Consider the following 23,034-nt stretch of genomic DNA (forward strand, 5'->3'; position numbering starts at 1 on the left):
CAAGTGCACAAAAAAAGCCAGGAGCAAAAGCTACTGGCCTTCAATTAAAACCGTCAACGTATTTTAGGACGGGACACGCCATACTTTTTTCAATACTCAATTTTGCATTTAAGGCTATTTCAACAAATGCATTAACAGCCGCATTGGTATCTGCTTTTTTAATTTGTAATAGCACCGGGATTTGCGTGAGTACATCGCTCAGTTTTATAAAATGGCACCCTTCACTATATAATTTACGTACGCAATAAGGCGCAATTGCCACACCAAGGCCAGCAGCTACTTCAGTAACTAATGTTTGCATATGCCTAGGTTGGCTAATAATGTTCGGTGAAAAATGAGCTTGTTTGCATTGCAAAATGGTTTCATCAAAAAGACCAAGTGCTTCCTCTCTATTAAAAATAATAAATGGCTCATTTTTTAGTTTAGCTAAATCAATATTTTTATAATTTGCCAGCGCATGGTTTTGATTAACGATGGCCACCAATGAATCTACATAAATAGTATGACTTACAAATTCATCATTAATTGAATCAGGTAAAGGCCGTGAAAAACCCACATCAATTAAATCGTTTTTAAACGCATGTATCTGCTCAGTTGCAGTCATTTCAAACAATGTAACGTGCACGCTTGGGTATTGCTGTTTATATTCTCGAACCAGTGCTGCCATAAAGGTTAAACATGCCGAGCTTAAGTGCGCAATATTCAGTGTACCTACCTGTCCGTTGTGGGCACGTTTAACCTGAGTTTTAGCTTTGTCAGCTAGAGCCAAAATAGCGCGTGCATCTTTTAATAGCTGCTCACCCGCTTGAGTTATTGCAACATCGCGTGAGTTTCTTATAAACAGCACAACATCAAGCTCGATTTCGAGCTGTGCAATATGCCTACTTATTGCAGGTTGCACGGTGTGTAGCTCTTTGGCCGCTTCTGAAAAACTCTGATGCTTGGCTACGCTGACAAAACTCTTTAATGTTTTAATATCCATTACGCACCTTAAATACATTATTTGTATAGATTCTATAAAATAATATCATTTTTGTTATAGGTAGAGAACTCATACCATAGCGGCATGAGTTAACAACACTAGACAGCTATGACCAAACCCAAACAAAATCAGTCATTAAGTCGATTTATTTTATTACTAATGACCACTGCAATTGCAGCAACAGCAGCAAATTTGTACTACAACCAGCCTATTTTACCGCTTATAGCGAACGAATTTAATTTAACTGATTCGCAGCTTGGGAGTATTCCCGCGCTTACACAAATTGGTTACGCGTTTGCGTTATTATTTATTTCTCCTTTGGGTGACTCGATTGCTCGCAGGCGTTTAATTACTATTTTGTCGAGCTTATTAGTAGTGGCTTGTAGTGCAGCAATGCTTGCACCTAACTTACCTTTATTACTTATATCGGTATTTTTAATTGGTGTAAGCGCCAATATAACCCAGCAATTAATACCCTTTGCAGCATCACTTGTATCGAGCGAGCAAAAAGGTGCCACGTTAGGCACATTAATGATGGGCTTAACCATCGGTATTTTACTTTCAAGAACGTTAAGTGGGTTTGTAGGTGAGCAATTTGGTTGGCGAAGTGTATTTTTAATGTCGGCAGTACTCGCGGTATTATTTGGTATATTACTGCGCGTGTTTTTACCTGGCAATAAGCCACACACTAATTTGCATTACTGGCCTCTCATTAAAAGTACGTTGGCGTTGTTTATTAAACATAAATCACTGCAGCATTTTACACTTTCGGGCGCATTTTGGTTTGCATCATTTAACGTGCTTTGGGCAACACTTGCAATTTATGTAAGTAACGAGCCATTTAACTACAACGCTCAACAAGCCGGTTTATTTGGTGTAATAGCATTGGCTGGCGTAATTGGCGCTAAGTCGTCGGGTAAATGGGTCAGCAAACTGGGATCTAAAGCTCTAATTATGATTGCACTTACGCTTGCGGCAATCGGCTTTGCTATTACAGGTTTGTTTAATGGCAGTTTAGCGTCGTTAGTTATTGGCATTATTTTAATCGACTTTGCCATATTTAGTGCGCAAGTGGCTAACCAAGTGCGTGTTTTTAGTATTGACCCCACTGCGCAAAGTCGCATAAATGGAATTTACATGCTGGGTTATTACATTGGAGGCGCTGTTGGCTCAATGGTTGGTGTTAAAGCATTTGCACTTTATCAATGGCCTGGCGTTGTTGCTGTAAGCATTATATTTATTTTGCTAAGTGGCATTTTTAATTCATTTGCTAAAAAGTAATCGCTTAAAACTTAAGGAGTAAAAATGGGTATGTTAAAAACAGCGGGTAGCTTTACATTACTGTGTATCGCCAGCTTAACTATTATGGTGGGAACCCTACTTGCGCCAGGTTTAGTAAGTATTTCACAAGGATTAGGTATAACCGATAACACCGTACTTTTAATTACGTTGCCATCGTTAGGCGCTGTGGTTTTTGCGCCGCTAGCAGGAAAATTAATAGATAAATACGGAGCTTATAAACTTTTAGTAATTGGGTTATTTTTATATGGGGTTGCAGGTGCCAGTGCTTACTTTTTAAAAGGCCCAACGCTTGTATTTGCTAATCGATTTTTACTCGGCGGTATAACTGCTGTGGTAATGGCAAGTTGTACGGTTTTAATTTCTGCTTGGTACACAGGCGAAGCACGCCTTGGCATGATTGCAAAACAAGGCATGGCGATAGAGTTAGGCGGTGTTATATTTTTATTTTTAGGCGGATTATTAGCGTCGCAATTTTGGGCGCTGCCATTTTCACTTTATTTAATAGCGTGGGTATTTTTGGCTATGCTTTTATTATTTGTGCCAAGTAAAAACTCACTGGCTAGTAATAGCGATGAAGTGTCAGAACATCTACACCACAAAGCTAACAATGGCCTCTCGTTAAAAAGCGTTTATGTAATTTCAACACTCGCGATGACCATATTTTTTACGTCTACTGTGTTACTGCCCATTACAATGAACGAGGAAAACTTTAATGAGTCACAAATAGGCCAACTACTCGCATTTATATCTTTAGTGGCTGTAGTTACCGCAGGCTTTATGCCTAAAATAACAAAGAAGCTTGGTGAGCCCAAGGTTTTGGCATTTGCCTTTTTAGCGTTTAGTTTATCGTATATTTGTTTTACACAAGTAAGCACCCTACTTTTAATTTTAGGCGCAATATTAATAGGTATAGGATTTGGTTTTAGTATCCCGCTTTTAAACCATATGACGGTAGAGCTCAGTGATGTGAAAGTACGCGGCCGTAACTTATCGTACTTTACGATGGCTGTATTTTCGGGTCAGTTTTTTACCTCATTTATGCAGTACATACCTGGTGGTGAAAAAAACGTATTTATAATTTGTAGCGTTTCAGCATTTATAATTGCACTGGTATTGTTTTTTAAACCGACCAAAACAAAGTAGTAATAACTTAAAAAAGAGCATTTTTATAAATGCTCTTTTTTACCTAAACCTCCCGCTTTATTATTTGCACTACCTTACTGATTACTTTTTTTAATTTGACTCTATTGCTAAGTTTAGCATTATAATAACATTTAGTATGATGTGTTCTTTTACTATAAAGCCACCAGCTAATTTATATTAACTGCATTAAGAGTGTAAAAAGATGGTGAAATTATATTGAAATTGCAAAGTATTTACACTGCTTATTGCTGATCACTAATCACAAAGGCGTAAGGCTGATTAAAAGCAGTAACAAATAGATGTGTATATGCTCATAGGTACTGACTGGATTCTAACTCAATAGCTGAATACTGTATATAAACACAGTTTATATATTTCCTGTCAAAAATAACTTAAACCAACTTCCCTTTGTAAGTCGTTAATAATATTAAACTAAATAAAGTGCTATAAAACTGATTCGTTATCATAAATAGATAAAATAGCGGTAACTGTATATACATACAGTTACCGCTTAAACCTATCTAACCTACTTTTTAATAAACGCACTATAACCAGCTAATGCCTTTGATACACTAAGTGGTGGATTATCTGAATGCTCAGCACCTTCGTTTATAGCGCTTTGCCACGCAAGGTTATTATTAGGGTTTGCTTTTAAAGCAGACTCTAAATTATTAAACGCTTTTAACATTAACGGATGCTCTGCTCCACCCACCGAAAGATATAAATAAGTAGGCGCCTTAACTTTGTTAGCTTGAGTAGTTAAAAACGCTTCTACATTATTAACCACTGTCATGTCGTCATACCAAGCCGCTGGGCTAAATGCAAAGTAGCCATTAAACAGTTCAGGCCTCGTATGCAGTGTATAAAGTACAAAGCTACCACCTGCCGAAAAACCACTTAATACACGGTTATTACTAAGCTTATATTTTGCCGATAAATACGGGAATAACTCAGTTTCAATAAACGCTAAAAACTTGTCGGCTTCACCATTAGGCTCTATAAATGTTTCGCCCTCTGGGCGCGCTTGTGTATTTACATCTTGGCGAGCATAAGGAGGCACTAAATCGCGATTACGTGTATCTGTAAAAAACAAATTAGGAATAGACACCAATATAGCCTTATCCCCTTTTTCGCTCTTAGCTTGTTTTGTAAGTGCTTTGTCCCATGTATCTAAATTAAAGTTTCCATCGGTTTTAATAATTAACGGATACGCTTTTTTAGGATTGTAATTAGCGGGTAATCTTATAAACACTTTGCGCGACTCATTAAGCACGCTTGAGTTAATTGTTACATCTGTATAGGCCGATACATAATGGTTGTAATAACGTATGGCTAAAATACCTATAGCAAAAATGACTATGGCTAAACTTAAATTAATAAAATAGTGTTTTGTTATTTTTATTTCCATGCGGCATTCCTTTAAATGTTTAGGAGTTATTTAATCGAGCTTAACCCATTGTTTTATTTCAAGCGCGGTCATAATAAGCTCAACCGAAAAGGCGGCTAAAATCATCCCCATCACACGCGTTAAAATAGACGCGCCGCCAGTACCAATAAGCTTAATTATTTTCCCCGAAAGCAGCAACAGTATTAAAGTAATACCCAACACACCAAGTGTAACAAGCGCTGTGCCTATTTGAGTGGTAATTGGGTGAATATGATTGTCGGTAAGTAGTATCACCGCCAAAATAGCGCCAGGAGTCGCAGTTGCAGGTATAGCTAGCGGAAACACTGCTATATCGTGATCGGGGTCTTGTTTAGCTTTGTTAGAATCGTTTCCAAATATCATTTGCAGGCCAAACAAAAACAATATAATTCCGCCCCCTAACTGAAACGACACCAACCTAATTCCCATCGCATTAAGTATTAGCTGCCCAATTAAAATAGAACCCAATAGTACGCAACCAGCATAAAGGACCGTTTTAAAGGCTGTTTTACGACGTTGTTGATCTGTTAAATGAGAAGTAAGCGCAGCAAACAGCGCCATAGTACCTATTGGGTCAATGGTAGCCCAAATAACAAGCGCATCTTGAGATAGTTTTTCTAGCATATAAAATCCTTGTTAAGCGTAAATATTTAATAAAACACGGGTAACAAATTCATTTGCTTACGCTTAACTATAATAGAAAGCCGTTATTTTTTGTATTTTATTTACACTTGGAGGCGTTGACCTTTCAGGATTGAAAAAAGATGAGCACTTATAATTGTAGTATTGAGTTAAAGTGATTTATGCCAAATAGAATTTTCTCTTAAGCTAAAACCTAACTTAATAAGTAGATTATGGGAACGTGCATTGTGTGCACTCACCTCAGCCGATAAATGTTTAAGCGCAATTTCCTTAAGTAGCGCTTCAATAAAACCGGTGACTACTTCAAACATTACGCCTTTATCCCAAAAGTCGGGGTGCAGCTCAAATCCTATAAACGCATTACTTTTACACGGCGTTAAATTATAAAGCCCACAAGTACCCATTAACTCCCCAGATGTATTATGTTCAATTGCAACTCTAATCACTTCGCCTTCGTAGTAGGCACTAATATCATCTTGTATTAATTGTTTGATTTGTGTTTTGCTGAGCGGTGTTTCGTAGTCGTTAAATTCTGACACATGCGGGTGGTTTAAAATATTAAATAAACACGCAGCGTGTTTGTGGGTAATTAAACGCAGCGTAACGCGTTCAAGCTTTGTGGTATTAAACATTTTATTTAAGTGGTTAGTTAAATTAGCTCTTTATGGGCAGGCATTATTAACTTACCATACCCCATTAACAAGCATTATCTTTAAAGCAAAAAGAGTAAGAGAACGTAATGAGTGACGATTTTCAAGTAATACAACCCACTACCACAGTATATTGCCCAAAGCGCGGCGAAGGCTGGACCTTAACAGGCATTACTAATATTAACGAGTTTACCTCAGTAATGTTTGACGGCACACGCTATACACTTCCAGCACGCGAAATAGTAGAAGAACTTCTTCCTAACCAATTAGCGCGTGAGCAAAATAGCTAACCAAACACATACACAATAAAAAGGCTGCAATTTTGCAGCCTAATATCTAATTAACGAGTTAAAATGCATCGTCTTCACTGTAAACATTAACGTTTAACTCGTCCTCATCTTCAAATACTACAAACGAAATAGGCTTACAGCATACTTGGCAGTCTTCTATGTATTGCTCATCAATATCTGCTGCATCAAGTAATACTTCTATACTTTCTCCACAATAAGGGCAGCTTATTGATTTTTCAGTTAACTGGTTCATTTATCACCTGCTAATTTATATCTCGAATGTTGTCACTTTAATGAACAAGCCAGCATAATTCAACACCCCATTAAATAACGCTTATTTGGCTAAACTAATTAAACAATGCTACTAACTAAAAAGTGATCTAAATACCAGCTTTACGTTTATAAAACATCATAAGCACATTAGTTTGCACCATATATAAGTTAGCCAGCTAAAACTATGCCTCTACAATGAAATAGTATTAGCACTTAGCGGGTCTAACTTCATAAGTATTTAAACTCACACTTTAGGTGGATAATTTTATGAAAAAATCACTCGCACTCGCATTAACATCTGCCGCAATATTGTTTAGCACATTTACTCATGCAGCTAAAACCGAAAAAGCCGTTTTAGCTGGAGGTTGTTTTTGGTGTATGGAAAGTGACTTTGAAAAGCTAGAAGGCGTAACCGATGTAATATCGGGCTTTACTGGCGGCAAACTTAAAAACCCGACATACAATGGTAATCATAAAGGCCATTACGAGGCTGTAGAAATTACTTACGACCCAGCCATAGTAAGCTATCAAGGTATACTTGATCATTACTGGGTCAATATTGATCCCTTTGATGCCAGAGGCCAATTTTGCGATAAAGGCCCTAGTTACTTAAGCGCTATATTTGCACAAAACGACGAACAACGTAAATTAGCTGAAAAAACAAAAGCAGCTGTTGTAGCCGAGTTTCCTAATCAAACTGTGGTTACACCTATACTAAACGCAAGCACCTTTTACCCTATAAAAGGGAGGGAAAGCTTTCACCAAGATTATTACAAAAACAACCCAATCCGATACAACACTTATCGTTGGCGTTGTGGTCGCGATAGCCGCCTAGAAGATATTTGGGGCGACAGAGCAACCCACTAGTATTTATTAAGCAACTTAAATTACACCAACAAAAGGCTGCGTATTGTGCAGCCTTTTGCTTATCTACAAAGCTAGCTTTCTCTGCTTCAAAAAGTATACAAACCTTCATTATCAATAAATAGTATATTCTGTTTCCTAAAGCAGGCTGTTTATCTACTAAATCAAATGCAATAAATTGCACTCCTAGATTGATATAAACCAAATTCAACAACTGGAGTTACACAAAATGTTTGCCAATCAATTACAGCTAGCGCGTGCTCTAGAGTTACCAACACGCCAAGCCATGCTTTACCGTGAACCAGCAGTACAACACTTTTGGAATAGTAACACCGACCTAATTACAAACGCGTGGAGCGAATGGGAAACAACATCAATAGATGGCTCAACGTTTACGCTTGACGATACACTACTTGATAAAAACCTACGCGAAGCAGTAAAGCAAGCATGGGAAGATCCATCAAAAGAGCTGGCCGTAAAAGCGTTATTACACAAAGTAGCGCCTGATGTATTTCAATTTCAATTTTTTGATCCAGAGCGCCTTGCCGTATTACGCGGGTATTTAGAACAAGTATGGAATTCGCAAATTCCTATGCGCCCACCATATGGCATAGTGTTAAATCGCCGTGGTGCAATGCTTGATAGACGATCAGAAGGTTATTTAGCAGCGCCAAGCTTTCAAGCGTTTTATAACGAAATACTAAACACTTACATGCGCCCTATTTCGCGAATGTTGTTCCCGGAGGTTACGGGGTTTGATACACAAACGTTTGGTTTTTCTATTTATTATGAGCCAAACACAGATTCGTCAATTCGCCCACATACCGATGCATCGGCCGTAACGCTTAATATTAACTTAAACTTACCAGGCGAAGAGTTTACAGGGTCAGAAGTTGACTTTTATCACCCGTACACAGGCGACATTAAATCACTTACGTTTAAGCCCGGCACTGCCATGTTACATCGTGGCAATATTGCACACGCAGCAAAGCCTATTACCAGTGGTGAGCGAACTAACTTTGTTTTGTGGTTGTATGGAGAACGCGGGCGATTACCAGCACAAGGTGCACCACGCATTCCTATTGATGCTAAACAGCGCTGGATTAACCCTAAAAAGACGAACGACGGCTATGCACCGTTTTAATCGAGTTTTTAACTAAGCTTTTAACTAAGTAAAAAGGCTGCTTAATTTAAGCAGCCTTTTTGTTAGTATCGTTTTAGTTTACGTTTAAAACTTATACGTTGCAGATAGCCTTACACTTCTGGGTGTGCCCGGTTGAACCCAGGCATCAGCAAATGAGTTAGTGTAATAGGTCTCATCAAACAGGTTATCTACTTCTGCACGCAAGCCAATTGCCTTAGTTACATCAATATCTATAAAAGTACGCGCTGTTGTATAGCTTGGTAGCTCAAAGTCGGTACCAAAAAAGCCGTTTCGAGAATCTACATAAACTAAACCTGCGCCAAACTTAATTGCTTTGCCATATAACTCGGCTGATTTAACAAGCTGTAAACTAAGTTGATGTTTAGGAATATTTAATAAAGAACTGCCCGCTTCAACGGTATAGCCAAAGTTAGCATCAAAAAATGAGTTTTCAATAGTTGCATCAACATACGCATACGATAACCATAGGCTTACATCATCCGTTAGCTCACCGTTTATATCAATCTCTATGCCTTTGCTTTGTGCTTCGCCAATTGCAGCAAAAGTAAATGCAGTGGGATCGTCAACCACCAGCATGTTGTCTTGCTCTACTTTAAACATCGCGATAGTGCCAAATAAAGCGCCATCGTTTAAAGTAAATTTAACTCCCAACTCTGTTGAAGTAGATTGATTTGGTTCAAACCCATCGCCATTTGTATCAGTGCCAGATAAAGGCCTAAAGTTTTCGCCATAAGCGGCATAAACAGATACAAACTCGCTCGCCTCATACACAACACCTAGTTGGGGGCTAACACGCGATTCGTTTTGCTTTGATTGAGTATTAGCTAAGCGGTTATTAAGTGTTTGTTCGTAGTCATCAAAACGTATACCAATACGTACATCAAACTTATCGGTTAGGCTTATTTGGTCTTGTATAAATACACCTAACGACTCTTGGACTTCTAACTTATCGGTATTGGCCGTTGGCGTAGGTAACTCATATGCTCCATATACAGGATTAAAAACATTTATATACTGATCGCCACGTACACGAAGAACAAATTGATCATTTTCGAACTTATCAGAATCAACACCAATTATTAAACGGTGATCCAACCCTGCAACCTCTAAATTACCTGTCACTTCGGCTCTAAATACCTGATATTTTGCATTGTAATCACGGTAGCGCCTAAAGCGATTTACTTCACCATCAACAACACCTGCAAAACCAGTTTCGGTAGCAAACCCTTCAAGCGAAGTATCACGGTAGTTAGCGCCCAGCAATACGCTCCAATTATCATTAAAGTCATGAATAAACTCTAATTGATGGCCAAGTACGTCAGCCTCTATTGGGCCATCACCTGGCTCACCTAAAAAGCGGCTCTCTGGTATTAAACCAAGTTCGCCATCTATGGCTAATACGCCCCTATCAAAAGGGACCTCTTGGTCGCTGTATTCAAGCTCATATATTAGTTGGCTATTATCATTAATATTCCATGTTATTGATGGGCTAAAGCCTTGTTTAGTTGTCTCTATTGTATCGCGAAAGCTTTTTGCGTCTTCATAAAAACCAACCAGTCTAATTGCTACGTCGTCGCTAAGGGGTGTGGTGTAATCTACATCAGCGCGGTAGGTGTCAAAGCTGCCTACGCTTAGCTTTAGCTCGCCGCTTGTATCAAACGTTGGGCGCTTAGTAACGAGATTTACTGTACCGCCAGGTTCACCACGGCCAAATAAAGCAGCACGTGGACCTTTTAACACCTCAACCGATTCAATACCCGACAAATCACGTGAGCCACCAAAACCACGCCCGGCATTAAACCCATTAACAAGGTAATTGCTTGGCAAGTTTTCATCGCCTACAAAGCCGCGTAGCGCAAAGCTATTCCAAAGCCCGCCAAAGTTATTTTGACGCGCTACCGATGCCGATAAATCAAGCGCTTGATTTAAATTTATCGCACCTGCGTTTTCAAGCGCTTCTAAGTCTATTTTTAATTCTGATAGCGGTGTTTCTAAAGGGCTAAAATTACCTTGATAAGCTTGGCGCGAGCCAATCACTGCCAATCTTTCTATAGGGCTATTATTTACGCTGTCATCCTTTGGGGTTTGTTCAGCAGCCATAGCGTGGCTGCTAAATAAACTGACTAAGCATGCGCTTAAATAGCTGAGCTTTAGCCCATTTTTATTGGTATTCATTATAAACCTTGTTAATTAGTTGACTCATAAATTTTCTTTTAGCTTAACGCCTGTAACGTCAGGCTCATCCGTTTCATTAAGCATTGTTTTTTTAAAGCTAGGCATACTCTTAAGCGCAGCTTTAGGTGGGTTGCCTTTTATAAACAGCCAAGGGTAGTAAAACTCCCTTAAACTTTTATGAAATCCTCGCATACGGTATTCATATCTAAATGCAGCTAAAGCATCAGTGCTCGCCAATCGGGTAAAACTGCGTTGTAGCAATAGTGGTGGTGAAAACCACGATACAATCCCCGCTAGTTGATACTTTGTATGCGCTGCATCACGATAAGCATGTGAAAGTTCACCTGCTTTTTCGTCTCCAACTTGCTGAAATGCGTAATACCATTTCCACTCAAACTCGCTTTGCATATCAACATGATCTTTCCACTGTGGATTTGATGCTACAAAAGCATCCATTGTGGTTTTCTTTGGCAAGTCCCATGCATCGTTAACCGCCTCACGCTGAGTAAGCACAATGTCGCCGCCCTTTGGTGAGTGAACCGTTTTGTTTATAACTAAATCGCCTAAAATAGGAATAATAAAGGCAACTAACACCCAAAAACCGATTAATGTTGAAGCAACACGCGGCGCACTGTTGGCATTTTTTCCCCACCACACACTAAGCAAAGTCCAAAACGCAATGTAAATTACACATATAAAAGTAACAAACCCCACATCAGCAAGGGCCGAATGACTAAGCAATGTACCTACATAAAATGGCAACATTAAACACACTATTACTGCTATTAACCTTACAGCTATACGTGCCCCCCATAATGCAAAGTACGACTTAGCCGTAGTCACTAATAAGTCATGCCTACCGCTTGTTCGCTCATTAGCAAATAAATCATGAAATAATAAAATAACTATCAGCGGTGCTAATGCACTAATTACAAATACAAAATCAATTTTACCTGCCTGCGCTAGCTCTGCGTTTTGTGAATCGCTCTCGTAAATTTGTCCCTCTAGGGCAAGTAAATTTAAGCGGTGTTTCCACGGATAAATATCACGCTCACCTAAAGCAGCAAATGCTAAATTTGAAGGTGCTGAATACGTTAAATGAAAGCTGTAATAGGCAAGCGAACCAGCATCACTGTATTTATTTTGTACGTTAGCTAATTCAGTTAAATCAGCCGTTTTTAAACGCTCAATAGTGTGTTGTTGCTGGCTTACTTCACTAAGGCCGCTGAAAACTGCAAACCCCGATATAGCAAATGTACATGCTAGTAATATCACTAAATATTTTTGGCGAAGTAAAAAACGCCATTCACGAATTAGCTGTGAAAATACATAACTCATAACAAACGCTTCCCTACAAATTTAATACCGCCTAACAGCACTGCAATCCAAATAAATAACTGTAAAAATGCAGGGATACTTCGCTGCGCTCTCACTTGTGCGTTATCTACATTAAAAGTAAAGTTTTGCAGTACTTGCCAATTTTGTGCACTTACACGAGCTTGCTTAGTCGCTTCGGTACTGGCATTGCGGTTCATATCGTCTTGGTAGCTAAGCTTTTCTACATGAACTTTGTTAAGCCCTTGCACAAAGTCAAAACGCAACTGTTCGGTTTCACGCAAAAAGCGGTGATGAGTTTCAATACTCGTTCCTACCACTATCATCGATAACGACCGAATAGCCACCATAGGTGAAACCCAACCAAAATAACGAGATACCTTCGTTTGTTTAAGCTCAGCTTGCATACGTTGCTCGGCAAATTTGTTTAGTACGTTAGTCAATTTTGCTTCAGATTCGCTGGCTACTAATCCTCTAAAATTAATCGGTAGCTCATCTATACTTTTAACGTTGTACTTTTTAAGAAGTGATTGTTTAAATTGCATAAATGCGGGGTCGTTTGCGTTATGGCCGTCGCCTAATTTTCTAAGTTGTGCTTTTACAGCAAAGTCTGTTTCTATTTTACCGGCAGATGGCACAGCCGTTGAGGCACTGGTACTTGCTACGCGTGGCATAACAATACACAGTAAAATCCACACAAAGGCAAGTGCGGTAAAGCTACCACTGTTTTTACTAAACACGCTCGATGCCAGTAAAATCAGTAATACCCACACAGTTAAATATAAAGCGTAGCCAACAACAAAACTTACAACTGCCAGTAAGCTTTCGCCCGCAGCAACCGTAAATAAAGCCGATACCGTAAGCGGAGTTAAAATTAAGCCCACAACAGAAAGTAGCGCCAATCCTTTACCTGCAATTAGCGTTACACCCGATGTACCTTGCGATAACAAATAAGAAAGCGTTTGCGATTCGCGCTCTCGGCTAATACCGCTGTAGCCAATTAATATTAATAATAACGGTGCGAGTGTTTGCACAATAAATGCAGGCGTTAAACTGCCTAATTTAGTTAATGCAGTCCCTTGGCGACTATCTGCAAACATTGCGCTGTTTTGTCTGTGCCCTTCTAAAAATATAGAGTTGCCTGTGTAAGCGTCAATACCAGGGTCTAGCGTACTAAGTGGCGAAGGCGTTCTAAATGCATAATGCCCGTAATGCACCATTCTGTGTGGATGGCGGTCGGGTTGATCAACAAAGCTTTTATCGCTTGTTGTTTGTAACTCATGGCGAGTATGGCTTAGCTCCATCATGGTAATAGCCGTTACAATTACCGAAGCAAGCGTGAGCACTAAACCTATAGCAAGCACGGTCATTGCTAATTTTGAGCGAAGCCAATAACGCCACTCATCTTTGGCAACAATCACCACCTTTGAAAAGTTATTTATACTCATTAAGCACCTCTTTTAGCGTGATGCCCAAACGCAGCGTGTACTTGCTCGGTATCAATACGCCCACTTTGGGGCGCATCAAACTCTCCCACCAGCTCACCGTTTTTAAGTAAACCAATTCGATTAGCGACTTGGCAGGCACCGTATACATCGTGGGTAACCATTAAAATAGTCGCACCAGTTAATGCAAGTTCACGTACAAGTTGATTAAATTCATCAATAGCAACAGGATCAAGACCAGAGGTTGGCTCATCAAGTAAAAAAATGGGTGCTTCACGAAGTATCGCAAGTGCAATTGCTGTTTTTTGCCTCATGCCTTTTGAATAAGTTTGCATGTGGCGATCCCGCGCATCGTGTTGCAATGCAACTCGATTAAAAGCCGCGTTAATTTGCTCATCTGATTTTTTAATATCAGCGAGTGATAAAAAATATTCAATATTTTCACGAGCAGTTAAATGCGGATATAACGTAGCCGACTCTGGCAAATACGCTGTTTTACCTCGCACAAAATCAAGCGCTTTACTCACCTCTTTACCCGCTACTTTTACAGAGCCTTCGGTTGGTTTATTAAACCCAAGTAACGTTTTTAACGTGGTTGATTTACCCGCACCATTACCACCAAGTAGCGCATAAACCTCACCTGCAGCCACACTAAAGCTTAAGTTTTTTAAAATAGCGTTATTTTTAATACTAAAATTTAAAGAACTCACTTCAATCATCGCATCACTTAGGACGGCGCCTGCATTGCTAAGTTGTTTATCAAAAGTTTTAGGGGCAATTGTTGGTGTTTTATTAATCGCGGTAGGTGTTGTCACACTCAAACTCTATTTAGGGAAATTAGATAGGTGTGAATGTTATACTATATCAAATACCAATTGCAACAATATAACATCCCAACAGTTAACAAATAAGATAATTATGGTTACTTAGTTAATAGGTTACTTAGTTAATAAATTATTACTTTAGGAGGTAAAAATTAAAGCAACTTTAATAACCCCTTTTATATGGAATTTAGGATGGTGTTATGTGTATTTATTTGCGATTTAACATAAATTACAAACCAAGTATAAAGAGTGTAATTTTTTTAGCTTTGCCATGCTAACGCCTTTGGTAAAATCTTATGTTGGGTAAGTTGGTAATTTTAAAAAATGTGCTATCTTTTTATTATCCATATCATAAAAATAAGCGCTAACATGTTGTTCCGAGGTACAATTGCCGTAGCCATATTGGTAATTTCTGCTGCTAATAAAAGCGATGCAAATGAAGTAGACGTGCAATTTAGTGGTTTTGCATCTTTAACACTCAGTTACACTGACGATTCAGATATCGCCTTTGCATCTAATTATTTAAACGAAAACGATACAGGCTTTTCAGCAACGCGTGATTCAATTTTAGGTGGGCAAGCTAATATATCGCTCTCAAAAAATTGGGACTCTGTGGTTCAAGTAGTAGTACAAGATCATAGCTTCAAAAGTCTTGAAAACTTTTTAGAACTCGCTTTTGTTCGTTATCGCCCCTCGCGCCATTGGGCTATTCGTGCTGGCAGGCTAAACAGCGACCTTTACTTACTCTCCGAATATCCTTATGTAGGATACGCCTATTTGTGGATCCGCCCTCCTCATGAATACTACTCTTTTGCAAACATTGCAGGAAATTACGACGGTGTGGATATTGAATACAGTAAAGCCATTGATGAAGGTTTTTTACGTTTAAAGCTCGCATATGGAAGCTCTACAGCAAAGTTAAAAGCCTATAATGACGACTTTTTTATTGATTTTGATAATTTAACCACCTTTAGTGCCACCTATTCTCTAGATTCATGGACCGCACGTTTCTCTTTATCTAAATCTGATTTTGGTGACTATACGCTAACCTCATTGGATGATTTTTTAGCCTTACTAGACGCAGTACCACAAAGTATATGGCCACAAGCACAAACGATATCTAACAAATTTAATACCAAAGGCCACAGTATAGAATACGCGGCGTTTGGACTAACCTACGATCATAATAATTGGCTTATTCAATCTGAAGTAGGTATTTCGGAATCCGATTGGATAATAGCTCCATCAGTACTCAATACTTATATTAGCGCTGGTTATAGGGTAAACAATGCAATATTTTACACGAGCTTTTCTGCAGCAAAAAATCGTCACTATGTTATACAAGTAAACGAACCTGTTTTTTCACCAGGCATACCCGATCAAATTTCAGAGCCAATACAACAGCTAGCACTTGCAACACAAGCTGCTATTAAGGTGCCTTATGTTCATCAGCATTCAATTAACATAGGTGTAAAATGGCAACTGTCGGAGCGATTAGCGCTAAAAGCTCAACTAGACCGCTTTGATATAAAGCCCGAAGGCGCGGGTTTATGGAGTCTTAGTCATCCTGCAGATGTCGACAAAGGCCACAAAGTACATATGCTAAGTTTGAACGCTAGTATGGTATTTTAGCAATGATGAGCTATCGTAACTCACTCCTTTATGTGTTGCTGCCGCTTTGCCTGCTTCTTGTTAGTGTTAATGCCAAATCTACAGAGTTTGTAGTGGTGGTAAATAAAAACAATACAATTAACGCTTTATCCAAACGCGAAGTTATTGATATTTATATGGGTCGCTATTTAACGTTTCCTGATGGTGAAACCTCTAAGCCACTTGATTTACCGGCGCAATCAACATTAAAAAATGATTTTTACCTGCAACTGGTCAATAAAAATGAGCAAAAAATTAATGCTTATTGGGCAAGGTTATTATTTTCAGGGCGCGCAAAGCCCCCATCACCGTCAACATCCGTTGAAGACGCGTTAAACAAAATAGCTGCATCACAATTTGCAATTGGTTATATTCCTCAATCGCAGGTTACAGACGCAGTAAAAGTGGTATACACATTTGATAAAAATTAGCCAAGCACTCTACGTACGCGTTGCTCTATCAATCGCTATTGTCGCCATTGTAGTTACATTAGTATCGTCAACACTTTCTTATTACTCGGGTCTTAAAGAAAAGAAAAACACCAATTACCTACTCGTGCAGCAGTTAGCACAAACAATGGGAAAAACAGCCGCCATAGCAGCCTACCTAAACGATCGTGAATTAAGCCAAGAAATTATTAATGGCTTGCTAAGTAACGACTTAGTGCAAGGCGCAAGCTTAGAAGGAGAAGTAAACCCAAAAGGAGAAATGGATTTATTTATTGCAAGTGGCTCTACTAACAAGAAAAAAGAAGCTGTTTTAATTAAATTAGTTCACCCCTTTATAGAAGACACTTTTATAGGTGTACTGGCCATATACCCCGACGATAACTTTATTGAACAACAAGCACAGTCATCACTTATAAAAGAATTTATTTTAATGCTGATTCAATCAATCGTCATCGCTTTCTTTGTCTCACTGGTTGTACGCAAATGGCTCACTCAGCCTATTCAAAACCTAACAGACAGCTTTGCGACAATTGATCCTACCAATCCCGAAACCATGACAATGCTAGAGTTTAAGCAAGGTAAGCGAGACGAAATAAGCAGGCTAACGCAAGGTATAAATGCCTTAATGCATGAGTTAAAGTTAACCATTAGTAATGAGCAATCCCTTCGTAAAAAAACCCAAGAACTAGAGGCTAAATTTAGACTTATTTTTGAACAAGCCAGCGCCGGTATTTGTTTATTAGATGACAAAAATATTATCACCACCTTTAATCCCGCGTTTAAACATTACTTTACCGTACCCGGCGAAGAAGAGTTATCAACCTTGCACTTTCCTGCTCTGTTAAATAACGTTGATGAATTACAAAACCTACTTGCAGATATACGTTGTGATAAAAACCCGCCACAAGCAACCCTAGATATAGAGTGCAAAGTGGGCCATAAAACCATTTGGTTGCACTGCTTATTTGTAAGACTAACAGAGCAACGTGAAACAAAGCGAAGCGCTCATCAAGAACACTTAGTTGAAGTGATTTTACATGATGTAACTGAGCGCGCCGAACGCGAATTTCAAACTCGCTTTGAAGCCGATCACGACCCACTTACTGACCTACTTAATCGCCGAGCCGGCGAAAAGCGTCTTAAAAAAGCACTGCGCGAGTGCATTAAACACAATCAGCACCTAGTACTAATGATGATTGATTTAGATAAGTTTAAACCCATTAACGACACCTACGGCCACGAAGCAGGTGATAAAGTACTTATTGAAATAGCACACCGATTTAAAAAGCACTTTAACCAAGAAACCGACATATGCATCCGCCTAGGCGGTGACGAGTTTATTGTTGCAAGGCAGGTTAATACCTACAACAAAGCAGCAACGCGTGAGCAATCAATCGCTTTGCTAAACAAGTTACAACAAGACATTTATATTTCACAAAATAAAACATGCGCCGTGGGTGCAAGCATTGGTATTGCAGTAGGCCCTAATGATGGTGATGAACTACTCGAATTAATGATCAATGGTGACAAAATGCTCTACCACGTAAAAGAAACAGGTCGAGGGCAAATTGCATTTTATGACGAGTTTAAAAAGTAAGATGGTTAATTGAGCTCTTTCAACGCAGTTAGCACTAAAAATGGCTACTAGAGAGTGATTTATAAGCAGAGCCAAGGTTATTTAAGCCCAATTTTTAAAGAACATTGAACAATAAACTTTTCAATTGATAGAATGCCCTACTTTTTCCCATCAAGAGATACAATGGCAAACTTCAATACTCATCTTAATACTGCCGTAATCATCACAGGCTTAGCCTCAGCCACCTTATTATCTGCAGGACATATTGAATTAAAGGGCGCACTCTGGTTATGGTTTTTAGGCTCAATCGGCGGCTTATTACCCGACATAGATTCAGATAACTCAACATCACTCGATACTATTTTTAACTTATTCGCACTCAGCGCTGTATTACTGGTACTGCATTACATAACCACCGAGCTCATTATTGAAATTAGCTTTATCGAGTTAATCGTAGTGCCGTTATTGGTTTACGGCTTTATGAAATACATTATTAGACCCATTTTTGAATGGATCACAGTACATAGAGGTAGTTGCCACTCTTTACTATTTATACTGTTATGCGCGCTATTAACGACTCAAGTAACATGGAAACTGAATGACCAATCAACCACACAAGCAGCCGTCTTTGCCTGGTTAACGGGTGGGTTTATTTTATTAGGCGGATTAATTCATTTATTGCTGGATGAAATTTACAGTGTAGATTTAAGTAATGTCAGAATTAAACGCTCTTTCGGCACCGCTTTAAAAATAGCTGACTTCGATAATAAGTTAATTACACTAGCTTCAATTATTGCCATTGCAGGTTTAATCTATGTTGCGCCCCCTACAGAACAAACTATCACAGCGTTAAGTGATTGGTCTCACTTTATATTTCTATCTTAACAAAGTAGGTTTTAAGCTCTTTTACAGCATTGCCCGACTACAATAAGTGGCTTTTTCAAAGTCGCTTATGTCCATTGCTAGAATACGTGTAAAGTGCCCTCTTAGTAATCTAAAAGTTAATTCACAAAGAGGGTGTGAGACCCTGCGCTTTTAGAGGCATAAATGGCTTGAATCAAAGCGACTTTGACGATTTAAGTTTTAATTAAAATCCGTAGCTTGAGCATATTTGTTATTAATTATTACTTTTGTAGGTTTGAGTGAAATAATTAAATAGCTTTACCTGTCTTCTACCCAAGTATGAGAGCTATTACAGTTTTTCAAAAGCATAAAATATAAAATTATAAGAGGTACATAATGGAATTTACGAATAAACGCACCATGCTAATTACGGCATCTTTATTGTTGGTATTAGCGTTAACACAGGCCGTTTTTACTGCCCTTTACAGTGCAGAAATTAGTTTTTCAAGGCAGTATGCATGGGGACTAGAAGCCGTGGTTTTCACTCTACTTGTTGCCTTTGCGGGTTCTGCTATGGTGCAAGCACAAAACGCTCAACTAGGATGGTCGGCTATAACATTTAGCGCAATTCTTAACATAGTACAGGTAAGCATTGGCCTTACTTTGTTTTCAACATTTGGAAAAGTAGCGGGTGCCGTAGAAGGCGCACAACCTTTAATTAGTGGCGTGGTTTCTTTGTCATTCATGATTTACTACGCAGCTAAATTATTATTAGGGTTAGCAGCTCTTGTTTTTGGCCTGTCTTTTATAGCTAAAGGCGGCAAAGCGATTGGAGGGCTTACTGCCTTAGCAGGCGGAGTTGCAATACTTGCCAATGCTATATTAATCATCTTTGGCCGTGATGGATTCCTTCCATCAGGTGTTGCTGGCGCTTCAGGCATGATTGCAACGTTACTTTTAGCAATATGTTTGATTAGTCTTAACCGTAAACAAGACTAAGGCTTAATAGCTTACAAGTAAGGTAGTTACTTAAATAAGTTATAAACATCGGCGTATATTAAAGTGCTAATCCGCCGATGTTTTACGTTTAAAGTGACGCCCACTTTCAACTTAAAGCGTTCGTCTACCGCATCCCAAGTTAATGCCCTCTTCGTAATCTAAAGGCTAATTCACATATACGACTAAACTAGACTTATACGACTAAACTAAACAGCCACTTTAATTGAACAAACAAAACTATACCAAAAAATTCGCTCTTCAAGTTCAAAATTTATCTTTTATAACTTGGTCACTTTATTTCATCCGTTAAATAAGTCATTAGCCCTATTAAACCTAAATTACACGCATGAAAATAACTGCATAATGCAGTTGTGATTTATTACTGAATAGTTTTACTGAGTAGCTTAAGTTTTATGCGAGTAGCTTTTCGCAATTGCTAATATTTGATCGCCGTTTACGCTTTAAATTTTTACAGTAACTTGCTTGTGAAGTGGGTCTGCCTACTGCACCATGAAATACGCGCGTAAATTGCGTAGTCAGTTTTAGCCAGTTCTCTGGGGATATATTAAGCCTTTCTAACAAAGGAAGGTTCATATTATCAATATGCCCACGCTTATCCTCTCGTATTATTCGCCCTGTTAGCTCAACAAGTTCAAGGTACGATTTAAGCTCAAACGGCAGCCCTTTGGGCATAATCTGACGAGGCATACCAGCAAAACGTAGTAACTGTTTTGGTTGTTTACCTTCTGCTGCGCATGTTAAACGCTTTTGTACACTGGTATGGTCTGACTCTTCTGGTGTGTTAGTCATTTTAGCTCTAATGGGATTTAAATCGACATAGGCCATACAAGCGGCAAGTGCGGCTTCATCTAGTAATGCCTGCGATTTGAATCGGCCCTCCCAGAACCTACCAGTGCAGTTATCTTCTTTATTTGCTCTGCGCGCAATGTCTTCATTTAAGAGCCGCATAAACCAGCTGATACTTGATAAGCGTTCGCGGTATTGTTTAACCGTTTGGTTGAAAAAGATGAGCTCAACTTCACTTAACTTTTCACCTTGTACATATTTCTGCGTTAACACTGTGCCTTTACACAGTTTATGCCAGCGAATAACAATCGCTTTATCATTCAGTCTGTTTGCTTGATTATCATCTACATACAGGACTAAGTGAGTGTGATTACTCATAACAGCATAAGCACACACATCAATACAAAATACCTTCGCTAATTCAAGCAGCTTATCTTCAACCCACCCTCGTCGATGCTCGTAAGATTGACCAGTAAAACGGTCTTCTCCACATAAAAATGCACGACGAACACAGCGTGAAATACAGTGATAGTATTTTGTATCAACCAAACTTATTTGACGCTTTCTTGCAATTGCCATAAGACACCCTGCTCTTTTTTTGAACTAATTAAAACGTAGTCCTTAATTTTTAAAAGAGCAAAATTTAGAGTGGGGTCACTGTTAATCTTTTTGTATTCGGGCAGTTATTAATAAAAAATTGAGGATGGGTGTCACTGTTAATTTCCTCTTAAATTCATATGGGTGACTGGTGCATATTCACACCAATCGACGTTATTACTAGGTGCGTAGTCATATTTAAATTGAGTTTAAATAATAAGAACACTTGGTTTTTGAATAAAAAGATCAAGAAAACACAGCTGTCTGCTTGACCGGAATTTTCTAATGGGTGACCCCTTTAGCTGACTTCAAGGGAGCGTCCATATATGTCTTGTTTGTTCAGGTGTCTTGTTTATTCACGAACAAGGATTGCCGTGAGTGCTTGTAGCTTATTAGCAATTGTGGGGATCCCTCAGGATTTGACCCCATTAGCTCTTAAATTACTTTTTATGTTTTTTCTAATTCTGATAGCTCTTTAGTTACTTCATTAAGTTTTTTAACATTAACCTCAGTCGAATCCTCATTAGGAGAAACAACTTCAAAAGCTTTAAATAAATAAAATATTGCACCTACATACCCGATTACTCCCATTGGAGTAACAAAAGAGTTGGCTATGAGCCCTAAGACAACCCACATTAAAGATTTGTATAAATTTCTTAGACTTCTATAAACAAGAACAGAAAAAAATGTGCTTTTACATCATGCTCACGGATTGGAGTACCAAGAGCAAATTTAAACTGAGAGCTTATTAACCAACTTATTCTCGCCTTTTTTGATTTATGGGAATATGCATCGGAAGCCTTATCCACAATTTTTTGTCCTAATAGTAGGATTATCCAAAAAAGACCAGAGCCAAGAGCTCCTTGGACTATAATTGGCCATTTCATTACTGCATCCATTAACTCTGACATTAAAAAACTCATCCTTATTTGAAATTATGAAACATAACGCCGTAATAGCGGACTAAAATGGTGGGTTATAATGTGTAGCGAAGCGAAATGTAACCCACCATTTTAGTTTCGTTTAAATTCATTTTTATGATTTGGCTAAGTGCGAAAACTGTCTATCTTGTTTTATATACTCAATTAAGCCATAGCGTCCTTGAAACACTTTTGAACCTTGAAGTAAGTTTTCATAGTTAACACTGTCAATTGGGCATTCCTGATCTTCTTTCCAACTAGCAAATGCATAAACAATTAATACAGAGCCAGCATGTAGACCTTTATAATAACCTTGTTGGATTAAGTCATTTTTACCAACTACGTCATAAAATTTATGGCTCCAGTATTCTTCAATAGAATTTAATACCATTTGATAATGTTCAGTCTCAATTTTATTCTTGAACTGTTTAAATTTTACGATTTCTCTAGCTGACATTATCCAGTTACTTCGGTCGTTAATTACTATGTCACCTTCATTTTTATTTTTAGTTAGAATTTCAAATGATGCTTCCAACTTAATTACTGCAGCATCAAACAACTCTTTATCTAAAGATAACCGTTTATCAAATTTATTTTTCTTTGTAGTGGTCAATAAAATTTGGCCACAGTTTTAGAATCTTGATATCTAACCTCAGATTCATTTGGCGCTAAGCCGG

Annotated in this window: 23 protein-coding genes; 10 read left to right on the top strand and 13 right to left on the bottom strand. The window is 38.5% G+C overall.

Annotation, left to right across the window (positions count from 1 at the left end; translation table 11 throughout):
• Positions 1 to 40: 40 nt before the first annotated feature.
• Positions 41 to 982 carry a LysR family transcriptional regulator gene (locus tag AAEY68_RS19510; protein WP_350586719.1) on the bottom strand — a complete coding sequence of 314 codons (942 nt, stop codon included), beginning with the start codon at positions 980 to 982 and terminating at the stop codon, positions 41 to 43.
• Between the two features lie 108 nt (positions 983 to 1,090).
• Here AAEY68_RS19510 and AAEY68_RS19515 point away from each other — a divergent pair, with 108 nt between their 5' ends.
• Together AAEY68_RS19515 and AAEY68_RS19520 are read left to right on the top strand one after the other, a co-directional pair.
• Positions 1,091 to 2,263 (top strand): MFS transporter, encoded by a 1,173-nt coding sequence (locus AAEY68_RS19515; RefSeq protein ID WP_350586720.1) that lies wholly within the window; start codon positions 1,091 to 1,093, stop codon positions 2,261 to 2,263.
• Between the two features lie 24 nt (positions 2,264 to 2,287).
• Positions 2,288 to 3,427 (top strand): MFS transporter, encoded by a 1,140-nt coding sequence (locus tag AAEY68_RS19520; RefSeq protein ID WP_024593946.1) that lies wholly within the window; start codon positions 2,288 to 2,290, stop codon positions 3,425 to 3,427.
• 526 nt (positions 3,428 to 3,953) lie between these two features.
• On the opposite strand, the gene AAEY68_RS19525 is transcribed toward AAEY68_RS19520, so the two are convergent.
• From AAEY68_RS19525 to AAEY68_RS19535, 3 genes are all read right to left on the bottom strand, one after another.
• Entirely contained in the window at positions 3,954 to 4,835 is an 882-nt protein-coding gene (locus AAEY68_RS19525) for an alpha/beta hydrolase (protein WP_024593947.1), read from the bottom strand.
• A gap of 30 nt (positions 4,836 to 4,865) precedes the next feature.
• On the bottom strand, positions 4,866 to 5,477 hold the full coding sequence (locus AAEY68_RS19530; RefSeq protein ID WP_024593948.1) for a MarC family protein: 612 nt from the start codon (positions 5,475 to 5,477) through the stop codon (positions 4,866 to 4,868).
• 167 nt (positions 5,478 to 5,644) lie between these two features.
• Positions 5,645 to 6,127, bottom strand: a complete 483-nt coding sequence (locus tag AAEY68_RS19535) for a GNAT family N-acetyltransferase (RefSeq protein WP_350586721.1) — start codon at positions 6,125 to 6,127, stop codon at positions 5,645 to 5,647.
• A gap of 107 nt (positions 6,128 to 6,234) precedes the next feature.
• Here AAEY68_RS19535 and AAEY68_RS19540 point away from each other — a divergent pair, with 107 nt between their 5' ends.
• Entirely contained in the window at positions 6,235 to 6,435 is a 201-nt protein-coding gene (locus AAEY68_RS19540) for a hypothetical protein (protein WP_007586727.1), read from the top strand.
• Positions 6,436 to 6,493: 58 nt separating this feature from the next.
• Here the strand turns inward: AAEY68_RS19540 and AAEY68_RS19545 are convergent, their stop codons facing one another.
• Complete coding sequence (locus AAEY68_RS19545; RefSeq protein ID WP_169060935.1) at positions 6,494 to 6,688, bottom strand: CPXCG motif-containing cysteine-rich protein; 195 nt, start codon at positions 6,686 to 6,688, stop codon at positions 6,494 to 6,496.
• Positions 6,689 to 6,975: 287 nt separating this feature from the next.
• On the opposite strand from AAEY68_RS19545, the gene msrA reads away from it, so the two are divergent.
• Both msrA and AAEY68_RS19555 read left to right on the top strand, forming a co-directional pair.
• Positions 6,976 to 7,575: a peptide-methionine (S)-S-oxide reductase MsrA gene (gene msrA, locus AAEY68_RS19550; RefSeq protein ID WP_197188685.1), complete on the top strand. Its 600-nt coding sequence runs from the start codon at positions 6,976 to 6,978 to the stop codon at positions 7,573 to 7,575.
• A 226-nt stretch (positions 7,576 to 7,801) separates the two neighbouring features.
• Entirely contained in the window at positions 7,802 to 8,716 is a 915-nt protein-coding gene (locus AAEY68_RS19555) for a 2OG-Fe(II) oxygenase family protein (RefSeq protein WP_197175173.1), read from the top strand.
• 84 nt (positions 8,717 to 8,800) lie between these two features.
• Here the strand turns inward: AAEY68_RS19555 and AAEY68_RS19560 are convergent, their stop codons facing one another.
• From AAEY68_RS19560 to AAEY68_RS19575, 4 genes are read right to left on the bottom strand one after another with little or no spacing between them, the layout of a single operon-like run.
• Positions 8,801 to 10,912, bottom strand: a complete 2,112-nt coding sequence (locus AAEY68_RS19560) for a TonB-dependent siderophore receptor (RefSeq protein ID WP_350586722.1) — start codon at positions 10,910 to 10,912, stop codon at positions 8,801 to 8,803.
• A 24-nt stretch (positions 10,913 to 10,936) separates the two neighbouring features.
• Complete coding sequence (locus tag AAEY68_RS19565) at positions 10,937 to 12,250, bottom strand: DUF3526 domain-containing protein (RefSeq protein ID WP_024593955.1); 1,314 nt, start codon at positions 12,248 to 12,250, stop codon at positions 10,937 to 10,939.
• Positions 12,247 to 13,695: an ABC transporter permease gene (locus tag AAEY68_RS19570; RefSeq protein WP_350586723.1), complete on the bottom strand. Its 1,449-nt coding sequence runs from the start codon at positions 13,693 to 13,695 to the stop codon at positions 12,247 to 12,249. Before AAEY68_RS19570 ends, AAEY68_RS19565 begins: the two co-directional genes overlap by 4 nt.
• Positions 13,695 to 14,411 carry an ABC transporter ATP-binding protein gene (locus tag AAEY68_RS19575; protein ID WP_502935714.1) on the bottom strand — a complete coding sequence of 239 codons (717 nt, stop codon included), beginning with the start codon at positions 14,409 to 14,411 and terminating at the stop codon, positions 13,695 to 13,697. The genes AAEY68_RS19570 and AAEY68_RS19575 overlap by 1 nt, the downstream gene beginning before the upstream one ends.
• A 474-nt stretch (positions 14,412 to 14,885) precedes the next feature.
• On the opposite strand from AAEY68_RS19575, the gene AAEY68_RS19580 reads away from it, so the two are divergent.
• The 5 genes from AAEY68_RS19580 (at position 14,886) to AAEY68_RS19600 (ending at position 20,033) form a co-directional block, all read left to right on the top strand.
• Positions 14,886 to 16,148 carry a hypothetical protein gene (locus tag AAEY68_RS19580; protein ID WP_029751301.1) on the top strand — a complete coding sequence of 421 codons (1,263 nt, stop codon included), beginning with the start codon at positions 14,886 to 14,888 and terminating at the stop codon, positions 16,146 to 16,148.
• A 2-nt stretch (positions 16,149 to 16,150) separates the two neighbouring features.
• Positions 16,151 to 16,597, top strand: a complete 447-nt coding sequence (locus AAEY68_RS19585) for a type 2 periplasmic-binding domain-containing protein (protein WP_024593760.1) — start codon at positions 16,151 to 16,153, stop codon at positions 16,595 to 16,597.
• The gene (locus AAEY68_RS19590; RefSeq protein ID WP_350586725.1) at positions 16,584 to 18,212 is read left to right on the top strand and encodes a sensor domain-containing diguanylate cyclase; all 1,629 of its coding nucleotides are present in this window, start codon (positions 16,584 to 16,586) and stop codon (positions 18,210 to 18,212) included. Before AAEY68_RS19585 ends, AAEY68_RS19590 begins: the two co-directional genes overlap by 14 nt.
• A gap of 162 nt (positions 18,213 to 18,374) precedes the next feature.
• Positions 18,375 to 19,076 (top strand): metal-dependent hydrolase, encoded by a 702-nt coding sequence (locus AAEY68_RS19595; RefSeq protein WP_024593761.1) that lies wholly within the window; start codon positions 18,375 to 18,377, stop codon positions 19,074 to 19,076.
• A 354-nt stretch (positions 19,077 to 19,430) separates the two neighbouring features.
• Positions 19,431 to 20,033, top strand: a complete 603-nt coding sequence (locus AAEY68_RS19600) for a hypothetical protein (RefSeq protein ID WP_024593762.1) — start codon at positions 19,431 to 19,433, stop codon at positions 20,031 to 20,033.
• Positions 20,034 to 20,444: 411 nt separating this feature from the next.
• Here the strand turns inward: AAEY68_RS19600 and AAEY68_RS19605 are convergent, their stop codons facing one another.
• From AAEY68_RS19605 to AAEY68_RS19620, 4 genes are all read right to left on the bottom strand, one after another.
• On the bottom strand, positions 20,445 to 21,419 hold the full coding sequence (locus AAEY68_RS19605; protein WP_350586726.1) for a transposase: 975 nt from the start codon (positions 21,417 to 21,419) through the stop codon (positions 20,445 to 20,447).
• Positions 21,420 to 21,884: 465 nt separating this feature from the next.
• On the bottom strand, positions 21,885 to 22,073 hold the full coding sequence (locus tag AAEY68_RS19610; protein WP_139016260.1) for a hypothetical protein: 189 nt from the start codon (positions 22,071 to 22,073) through the stop codon (positions 21,885 to 21,887).
• A 20-nt stretch (positions 22,074 to 22,093) separates the two neighbouring features.
• Complete coding sequence (locus AAEY68_RS19615) at positions 22,094 to 22,348, bottom strand: hypothetical protein (RefSeq protein ID WP_024594258.1); 255 nt, start codon at positions 22,346 to 22,348, stop codon at positions 22,094 to 22,096.
• A gap of 124 nt (positions 22,349 to 22,472) precedes the next feature.
• Entirely contained in the window at positions 22,473 to 22,970 is a 498-nt protein-coding gene (locus AAEY68_RS19620) for a hypothetical protein (RefSeq protein WP_024594259.1), read from the bottom strand.
• Positions 22,971 to 23,034 lie beyond the last annotated feature (64 nt).

The sequence above is a fragment of the Pseudoalteromonas sp. RB2-MNA-CIBAN-0110 genome, assembly GCF_040309305.1.
Taxonomy (GTDB): domain Bacteria; phylum Pseudomonadota; class Gammaproteobacteria; order Enterobacterales; family Alteromonadaceae; genus Pseudoalteromonas; species Pseudoalteromonas arctica.